The organism is Pseudomonas putida (genome assembly GCF_028682475.1).
In the GTDB taxonomy this organism is placed as follows: Bacteria; Pseudomonadota; Gammaproteobacteria; order Pseudomonadales; family Pseudomonadaceae; genus Aquipseudomonas; species Aquipseudomonas putida_AG.
On the sequence record NZ_JANHLE010000044.1, the window covers coordinates 24,956 to 34,256 of the forward strand.

At 62.4% G+C, this 9,301-nt stretch carries 6 protein-coding genes; all 6 read left to right on the plus strand.

The genetic code is table 11. The annotated features are described in order from the left end of the window. Positions 1-5 precede the first annotated feature (5 nt). From icmH to NPS47_RS24090, 6 genes are read left to right on the plus strand one after another with little or no spacing between them, the layout of a single operon-like run. Positions 6-890 carry a type IVB secretion system protein IcmH/DotU gene (gene icmH, locus NPS47_RS24065; protein WP_274297243.1) on the plus strand — a complete coding sequence of 295 codons (885 nt, stop codon included), beginning with the start codon at positions 6-8 and terminating at the stop codon, positions 888-890. Then, the gene (gene tssM, locus NPS47_RS24070; protein ID WP_274297244.1) at positions 890-4,426 is read left to right on the plus strand and encodes a type VI secretion system membrane subunit TssM; all 3,537 of its coding nucleotides are present in this window, start codon (positions 890-892) and stop codon (positions 4,424-4,426) included. The genes icmH and tssM overlap by 1 nt, the downstream gene beginning before the upstream one ends. Continuing rightward, positions 4,426-5,154, plus strand: a complete 729-nt coding sequence (locus NPS47_RS24075) for a PP2C family protein-serine/threonine phosphatase (protein WP_274297245.1) — start codon at positions 4,426-4,428, stop codon at positions 5,152-5,154. The genes tssM and NPS47_RS24075 overlap by 1 nt, the downstream gene beginning before the upstream one ends. Beyond that, complete coding sequence (locus NPS47_RS24080) at positions 5,151-6,203, plus strand: serine/threonine-protein kinase (protein WP_274297246.1); 1,053 nt, start codon at positions 5,151-5,153, stop codon at positions 6,201-6,203. The genes NPS47_RS24075 and NPS47_RS24080 overlap by 4 nt, the downstream gene beginning before the upstream one ends. 23 nt (positions 6,204-6,226) lie before the next feature. After that, positions 6,227-8,281 carry a type VI secretion system tip protein VgrG gene (locus tag NPS47_RS24085; protein ID WP_274297247.1) on the plus strand — a complete coding sequence of 685 codons (2,055 nt, stop codon included), beginning with the start codon at positions 6,227-6,229 and terminating at the stop codon, positions 8,279-8,281. Continuing rightward, positions 8,278-9,132: a DUF4123 domain-containing protein gene (locus NPS47_RS24090; RefSeq protein ID WP_274297248.1), complete on the plus strand. Its 855-nt coding sequence runs from the start codon at positions 8,278-8,280 to the stop codon at positions 9,130-9,132. The genes NPS47_RS24085 and NPS47_RS24090 overlap by 4 nt, the downstream gene beginning before the upstream one ends. The last annotated feature ends 169 nt before the right edge of the window (positions 9,133-9,301 follow it).

Consider the following 9,301-nt stretch of genomic DNA (forward strand, 5'->3'; position numbering starts at 1 on the left):
CCGAAATGACCAAGAACATCGAATACGACCAGGACGACAAAACCGTCCTGGTCGATCGCCAGGGCCATGGCCCGGCGCAGGGGCCACTGACCGATTCGGCACCGCCGCCGCGCTTCGAGCAACTCGACCAGCGGATGGTCTACGCTGCGCGCCTGCGCCCGGCCGCAACCTTCAATATCAGCTTGAATGTGCTGGTGGCGGCGGCCTCCGACCTGCTGTCGGAAGTGGTGCGCCTGAAGCACAGCGAAACCTGCGAAGACTTACCCGCGCTCAACCAACGCTTGACCACCGGCCTTGAGCAGTTCGAGGTGCGTGCCCGGAACAATGGCGCGCAAAAGAATCAGGTCAACACGGCTCGCTATTTACTTTGCACTGTCCTCGATGAGGCGGTGGTCACCACTGAATGGGGCCAGCAAAGTACGTGGTCGCAGACCAGCCTTCTTAGTAGCTTCCACAGCGAAACCTTTGGTGGCGAGAAGTTCTTCCAGCTGCTGGGTCGGCTATCGAAGGACCCGGTCAAGAACCTGCCGATGCTGGAACTGATGTACCTGTGCCTGGCGCTGGGCTTCGAGGGCAAGTACCGGATCATCCCCCGCGGCTTCCTTGAACTCGACGGTATTCGCGATGCGTTGTACCGGCAGATCCGTCAGTTGCGTGGCGATGTACCACGCGAGCTGTCGCCACGCTGGGAGGGCCTGCGCGACAAACGCCGAGGGCTGGTGCGCATCGTGCCGTGGTGGATGGTGGTGCTGTTCACGCTGATCTGCCTGGCGGTGATGTATTCGGGGTTCGCCTGGGTGCTGGGCGAGCAGCGCGAGACCGTTCTGCAACCTTATCAGCAGCTTGACCCGGCCGCGGTCCAGCCTCAGCAGCAATACAGGGAGGTGTAATGAAAACGTTCATCAAGAAAATGACTGCCTTCCTGCGCCAGACGTGGCTCTGGACGCTGTTGCTGGTGCTGTTCGTGGCGCTGTTGGTGTGGTTCGCCGGGCCGCTGCTGGCGGTCAACGATTATAAGTTCTGGGCAAGCGCGACCTCGCGTTTGCTGTCCATCAGCGTGCTGTTCCTGATCTGGGGCCTGACCATGGTCTTTGTCAGCTGGCGCGCCGGGATCCGCAAGAAAGCGGTGGAAGATAGCGAAGATGGCCAGGAACGTCTGCGTCGGCAAGAGCGGATTGACGAGGAGCAGAAAACGCTGAGTCGCCGCTTCAAGGACGCCCTATATACCCTCAAGACCTCGAGCCTGTACCGCGGACGCAGTGAGCGCTGGCGCGACGACCTGCCCTGGTACCTGTTGATCGGTCCGCAAAACAGTGGCAAGACCAGCCTGCTGGATTTCTCCGGTCTGGAGTTCCCGATCAACCAGATCGACCGCAAGCCGACCCGCGGCACCGATGGCACCGACGGCACCCGGCATTGCGACTGGTACTTTGCTGACCACGGTGTGCTGATCGATACCGCCGGTCGCTACCTGAGCCAAGACAACGCAGATGTCGACGGTAGCGCCTGGAGCGCCTTGCTCAACCTGTTGCGCAAGCGCCGTCGCGCGCGACCGCTCAACGGTGTGCTGATGACCATCGGGGTGGAGCGGCTGCTCAACGACAATGAAAATGCCCTGGAAAAGCTGGCGACCCAGGTACGCGGGCGGTTGCAGGAGGTGCACCAGCAGTTGCACGTCGATGTGCCTGTGTACCTGGTGCTGAGCAAGGCCGACCAGTTGCTCGGCTTTGACGAGTTCTTCGATCAGTTGAGCCGCGAGGAAAGTGAACAGGTGCTTGGCACCACCTTTGGCAAGGAGCAGAACGGCACCGACGGCGCTGTACTGCGTCACGAGTTCGAAGAGTTGCTACGACGCCTGAACAGCCAGGTGATCATGCGCATGCATCAGGAGCGCAACACCGAGTGCCGTGGCCGCATCCTGGACTTCCCGCATCAACTGGCACAGATTGGCGAGGGCCTGTGCCAGTTCGTTGAAAAAGCATTCTCCGGCAACCGCTACCAGCGCGCCAGCCGCCTGCGCGGCTTTTACCTGACCAGCGCGCCGCACCTGAGCGAAAAGCCCGACGACAAGACGGCCGACGGCGGCACTCGCCCGGGCAGGGCAGCCGGCGCTCAGCCGACCCTGCGCAGCAGTCGCCCGCGTTTCATTCACCACCTGCTGAGCCGGGTGATCTTCCCCGAGGCCGACCTGGCGGGCCTGGACAAGCGTGAGCGTAATCGCATCCATTGGGGCCAGCGTGGGCTGTACGTTGGCGCGCTGATGGCCCTGGTGTTGTTCGGTCTGCTCTGGGCTGGCGGTTTCTCCGCCAACTACCAGCGCCTGGAAAGCTTGCGCTCGTTGGCGCAAAACTGGAATCAGCAGCGCACGGCCCTGAGCGCCCGTGACGACGCGATGGCGGCGCTCAAGCCCCTCGACACCAGCTTCGAGGCCACCCAGGTGTTCCCGGACAAGGGCGATGTTTCGCTGCACGAGCGGGTCGGCCTGTACCAGGGCAAGGAAAGCAATCCGGTGGTGCTTGACGCCTATCAGCGCGAGCTGCAGGCGCAGCTGTTGCCTCGGGTGGCGCAGATGCTGGAAGGGCAGATCCGCAGCAACATGCGCGATCGCGGCCGCCTGCTCAACAGCCTGCGCGCGTACCTGATGCTGAACATGCAGGATCGTCGTGATCCGTCCTGGCTCAAGGACTGGGTGGCCAGCGACTGGTCTACGCGCTACGCCGGTAACACTTCAGTGCAGAACGGGTTGAACGCTCACTTCGAGCGGCTACTCGCGCTGCCGTTTAGCTACCCGCTCAACGACACGCTGGTGGCCCAGGCCCGCCAGGTGCTGCGCAGCGAGTCGCTGGCCAGCGTGGTCTATCGCGAATTGCGCGAACAGGCCCGCAGCTTGCCGGAATACCGCCTGAGCCAGCACCTGGGGTCGCAGGGCGAGCTGTTTTTCGGTACTGACCATGCCATCCCGGGCTTCTACACCCAGGACGGTTATCAGCAGTACTTTTCGGTCCAGGGCACCGCCTTGGTCAGCGATATCCTGCGTGATAACTGGGTGCTGGGTGAGGGCAGCGGTATCAGCGGCATGGACCTGCGCCGCCTGATGGTGGCACTCGAGCAGCTGTATTTCCGCGATTACGCCAACCACTGGAGTGACGCGGTCGGTCAGGTTGGCCTGCAACCGTTCAGCGATGCCGGCGAAGGCGCCGATCAGCTCGCCGGCCTGACGTCGGCCAGCTCGCCGGTGCTGCAACTGTTGGTGGCGGTGCGTGAAAACACCCGCTTCCAATCTATTGCAGAAAGTGCCGAAGAGATGAGCGTCATGGCCGACAAGGCGGCCGAGAAGGGCGGGGCGCTGGGCAAGGTTGCAGCGGCTGCCGCAGGCAAGGCTCAGCAAGCGCTGGCCAAGAAGCTGCCGGACACGGCGAAGCAGTCGCTGCAGCGTCGTTTCGAGCCGCTGCACCGTCTGCTTGATGACAACAACGGCCCGGCGGCGGACCTGACGCCAGCGCTACGGGCGCTGAATGACCTGCAACTGCAACTGGCCGGGCTGGCCCGTGCCAGCGCGCCCGAGCAGGCGGCGTATGAGCTGGCCAGGACCCGCATGGGCGGCCAGCGCGATGCGCTGAGCAACCTGCGCAACGCCTCGGTGCGCCTGCCGCGCCCGGTCAGTGCATGGTTCAACCTGCTGGCAGAGGACGCCTGGCGCCTGGTGCTCAACGACGCCTATCAGTACCTGAACCAGCGCTATCAGAGCGAGCTGTACAGCTTCTACGGCAAGGCCATCAACAAGCGTTACCCGTTCAGTGCCCACAGCACCAGCGATGTCGCCATCAATGACTTCCGTGAGTTCTTCAAGGCCCAGGGCATTGCCGATCGCTTCTTTGACACCTACATGCGGCCTTTCGTCAGTGGCGATCCGGGCAACTACCGCCTGCGCAGTATCGACGGCCACAGTCTGCCGATGTCCAAGGCCTACCTCGACCAGATGGCGGCGGCCCAGGTGATCCGCCAGAGCTTCTTCGCGGAGGACCCGGCGCAGCCGCAGGTGCAGTTCAAGCTGGAGCCGTACACCCTGGACCCGACAGTCAGCCGTGCCGAGTTCCGCTTCGGCGACAAGACCATGGAGTACCGTCACGGTCCGATCGTGCCGATGTCGTTCAAGTGGCCGACCGACGCTGAAGACGGCCGCACCAGCCTGGTACTGGAGAAGATGGTCGGACGCCCGATCGGCATCGAGAAGAACACCGGCCCCTGGTCACTGTTCCGCCTGTTTGACCTGATGCAGACCGAGTACCTGACGGGTCGTGATGTGTTGGTGCTCAAGGCTCAGGTGGGCGGGCTGCGTGCCAACTATCTGCTGATGAGCCAGCGTGCGCCGAACCCGTTCGACGTGCGTGTGCTACGCAGCTACCGCATGCCGGCACAGCTCTGATGCGCGGCAGTGGTCCCTGGCGCAGCGCGGCGCGCACCGATCCGGGCAAGGTGCGGGCGCGCAACGAAGATGCCTTTCTCGATTGTCCGCAGCAAGGCCTGTGGGTGGTCGCGGACGGCATGGGCGGGCATCAGGGCGGCGATATCGCCAGCCAGTTGATCGTCGCCAGCCTGGCCGAGCTGCCCGCGCAGGACAGTTTCGACGAGCAGCTCAAGGGCCTGCGCCAGTGCCTGCACTGGCTCAACCGGCGCCTGAGCCAGGAGTTGACCGTCACCGCCGGGCGGCAGGACAGCATCATCGGCAGCACGGTGGTCGCGCTGTTGCTGGAAGGCAACCGCGCGGCGTGCATCTGGGCGGGTGACAGCCGCTGTTACCTGTGGCGCGGGCGGCGTTTGTACCAGCTGTCCAGGGACCATTCGCTGCAGCAACAATTGATCGACGAGCAACAGATGAGCGTCGAACAGGCGCGTGCGCATCCGGCGGCCAATGCCCTGACCCGGGCGGTGGGCGCCGGCGAGCAACTGACCCTGGATATCCTGGAACTGCAGGTCTACCCCGGTGATGCCTTCCTGCTGTGCAGTGACGGCCTGTATCAGGGCTTGACCTGCGACGCGCTGGGCAATGCCTTGAGCCTGGCTTCGCCGCAAGTGGCGCTGGATCGTCTGTTTGCTGGCGCCATGCGGGGCGCGGCACGGGACAACATGACCGCCGTGGTGATCCGCCAGTGAGTGATCTCAATGCCGGGCGGGATGACCTGCTGATGAGCGAGGAGGCGTCCAGCGACCTGAGCTGTTCCGCCTTCGCCAACGCCAATCAGGCACCGCGTCCGGTGGCATCCAAGGGCAAGGGCCGCAAGCGCTCCAGAAAGCATTCCCGCTCCAAAGACAAGTCCGTGGCACCAGTGGGCGGACTACCGGAGGTACTGGCCGGCCGTTACTGCCTCGAGCGCCTGCTCGGGGCCGGAGGTATGGGCGCCGTCTACCGCGCGCGGGATTTGCTGCACGAACAGTTCGGCGATCCGGACCCCTACATAGCGCTCAAAGTCATGAGCGAAGCATTCTCCGAATCGCCGGATGCCAGCGCCTTGCTCTACAGCGAGTTCACCCTGACCCGACGCCTGCGTCACCCGAACATCGTGCGCTTGCACAGTTTCGAGGTGGATACCCAGTGCCAGCGCGCCTTCATCACCATGGAGCTGATGCGCGGCCTGGTTCTGGACAAACTGCTCTGCGAACGCCCTGCCGGTCTGCCATGCGATGAGCTGTGCGAGGTGGTGCGGCCACTGCTCGATGCCTTGGCATACAGCCACGCACAGGGTGTGCTGCACGGCGACCTGAAACCGAGCAACGTGATGTTGTGTGAAGATGGTGTGCGACTGTTCGACTTCGGCCTCAGCCAGGCCGAGGAGGGCATCCTGACCGGTCTGCCGCAGCTCAGCCGCAGCCGCTTCAACGCCTGGACGCCAAGCTATGCCGCCCCGGAATTGCTGGAGGGCGGAGCGCTGTCTGTCGGTAGCGATCTGTATGCGCTGGCGTGTGTGATCTATGAGCTGGCCTGCGGCAAACACCCATTCCGGCGCTTGCCTTCCACCCAGGCTCGCAAAGAGCGCCTTGAGCATCAACTGCAAGCACCTCGCAACCTTCCGAAACACTGTTGGCCTGTTCTGCAGCGGGCGCTGGCTTTTGATCCGGCGGCGCGGCTCACCACGGTCTCCCAGCTACAGGATGCATTCAGGGGGCCCACGTCGTGGCTACAGCGCTGGCTGTATCACCACTAATCACCTTGCTTAAGGACAAGTCTATGTTCACGCCGGGCAATGCCGTGCAATTCGAACTATTGATCCCTATGGTACGTCACGACTTCAAGGTCCTGGCGTTTGACGGCACGGAAGCCATCAGCACGCTGTACGCGGTCCACATCGAACTGGTCAGTGAGTACCCTGACTTCGATCTTGAAAGCCTGCTCAGTCAACCGGCGTTTCTGCGCTTTGGTTTGAACGGGGAAGGCTTGCATGGTCGTATCGAAGACGTTCGGGTGGAGGAGCCCGGTACACGCCTGACCCGCTACCACCTGACCCTGGTCCCGGCGCTGCACTACTTGCAGTTCAGCCACAATCAGCGAATTTTCCAGCAACTGACGGTGCCGCAGATCATCGCCCAAGTGCTCCAGGGTCATGGCATTCAGGCCGATGCCTATAGCTTTCATGTCCGCAACAGTCCCGTACGCGAATACTGCACTCAATACTTCGAAAACGACTACCAGCTACTGCAACGGCTGTGCAGCGAAGAAGGCATTGCCTGGCATCACCAGCACAGCCCGGACGGTCATCGGCTGGTGTTCACCGAAGACCAGACGTTTTTCCCCAAACTGGGGGCAACGCCTTATCAGCAAGGCACCGGGCAGGTGGCCGAGCATCCGGTCATCAGCCAGTTCTCCCGGCGCTTCAACACCCGCACCAGTGCCGTCACCCGGCGCGACTACGACCTGAAACGCCCCAGCCGGCTGGTGGAAAACCGCTTCACCGCCGAGTTCAAACCGGCGCTTGAGGATTACCACTACCCCACGCCGATCGACACCGAAGAACGCGGCAAACAACTGGCCCGCCGCGCCCTGGAACGGCATCGAATCGACTACCAGCTGGCCGAAGGCAACAGCGATCAGCCGAGCCTGCGTAGCGGTCACTTCTTTGACCTGCGCGAACACCCGCGTAAAGCCAGTAACGACTTATGGCTATTGCTCAGCGTGACCCACGAAGGCAAGCAGCCGCAGGTGCTGGAGGAGGCGGCCAGCAGCGAAAAACCGCCCGCAGACGGCTTTAGCCAAGGCTACCGCAACAACTTCAGTGCCATTCCCTGGGACGTGTTCTACCGGCCACCGCTGGTCACCCGCAATTCCGTGCTGGTCAGCCAGACCGCCCGTGTCACCGGGCCTGAGGGCGAAGAAATCTTTTGCGATGAGCATGGCCGGGTGAAAGTCGAGTTCCATTGGGACCGCGCCGCGCTGAACAGCGACAAGAGCAGTTGCTGGCTACGGGTTTCATCCAGCTGGGCCGGAGAGGGCTTTGGCGCGGTGACCATTCCGCGCATCGGTATGGAAGTGGTGGTGACCTACCTGGAGGGCAATCCCGACCAGCCGTTGATTACCGGCTGTGTGCCCAACACGCGCACGGCGGTGCCGTATCCCTTGCCCACCAACAAAACCAGAACCGTGTTGCGCAGCCGCAGTTCGCCCGCCGGTGGCGGTTACAACGAACTGTCGATTGAAGACCGGGCCGGGCAGGAAAAAATCTACCTGCGGGCCCAGCGTGACCTGGAGCAGAAGATCGAGAACGACAGCCAGCTGGAAGTCGGTCACGAACGCCGGGAAACCATCAAGGGCAACAGCATTGCGGTACTGGAAGCTGAAGATCAGCGCACCGTGACAGCGGACCGTAAAGTTGAGCTCAAGGCCAACGACCACCTGCAGGTCGCCAGCAGCAGCCATACCCGCGTTGGCCAAACGCTGGTGGTTGAAGCGGGTCAGCAAGTGCACCTTAAGGCAGGCGCCCATGTGATCCTCGATGCCGGCGCCAGCATCACCTTGAAAGGTGGCGGTCAGCACATTGTGGTCGGGCCTGGCGGCATTTTCAGCAGTACTGCAATCCAGATCGGCGGGGCGCCGCAGGGAGGGACTGCAGCGAATCCACTGTTACCCGGCGTACTTCAGGCGCTGATGACGCCATCCGACCTGCCGCCAGTAATCGCCCCTGCACAACAGGCGCTCATGGCCGTTGCCAAGGCTCAGGGCGCAGATTTCTGTCCACTCTGCGAGGCCTGTAAAAATGGCCTGTGCTCGCCTGCGGGGGGCGCGGTATGACAACTACCTTACCTCGCCAGTGGATGCTGGAGCAGCTTCGCCTGGGGCGAACCCTTTGCCTGATGCTGGACGCTGAAAGTGAACAGGGTATTCACCTGGCGCTGTTGAACCGTCAGGTGCCTGACCAGCATTACAGTGTTTATCGCGACACCCAGGCTTCAGGCCTTGCCGAGGCCGGCCCTTTCCTGTTCGTTGTCGACAATCCTGGCGATGACGGTGTCAATGCTTTGCTTGAGGCCCCACAGCGCAATTGGGGCTGGCTGGCGAGCATCGCTGAAGGCGAACAACTTGATCTGCTCCAGCATTGGCGCGAGCGAGCGATTGTCGGCACCCGGCCGAATCAGGCGCTGTACCGCTTTCATGACAACCGCGTGCTGAACCGGGCGCTGAGGTATTTACCTGAGAACCTGTTGCCCGCTTACCTGGGGCCCGCGATCAGTGTGTGCTATTGGCAGGGTGAAAGTTGGCAGGTCAGCGCAAATCCTGCTCCAGGTCACTATGCGCTTCCTGAGGATCCGGCCTGGCTGCGAATCCCTGCGCCGGCCACGCAGGTAGCGGATACACGCAAAACCAATGCCTATCGCTATCTGTTGGACCAGCACCTGGAAGCCTACCTGGCACTGGCTGAGCAGCAAGATCCCGAAGCGTGGCTGGACCAACAACTGGCGCTGGCTGAAGCATGGGGCTGGGTAGCACCGGTGCAGTTGGCGTTGTTGTTTGCGCTGAGTTTAACCGAACCTGGCGGTATACCGGCCGAGCGCTGGCCGCCGCATCCCGATGAAACGCCAGCCGCACATTTCGAGCGGGTGCAACAGGAAATGGAGTTTTGGCAAGGAGAGGGTCCGTTATGAGCCTGGCACTTCAGCATTTGGCTTTGCTTAGCTGTTTTCCCTTGATGGCAAGCTGCGGCAACGGTAGCGCCAACACTTTTACCTTTACTGCTGATCTTCCGCCGAACTTTGTGTATGTGGCGGAGGTTTATTACGTTCCCGCCAAAGGTGAAACCTGTACGGTGCCGAC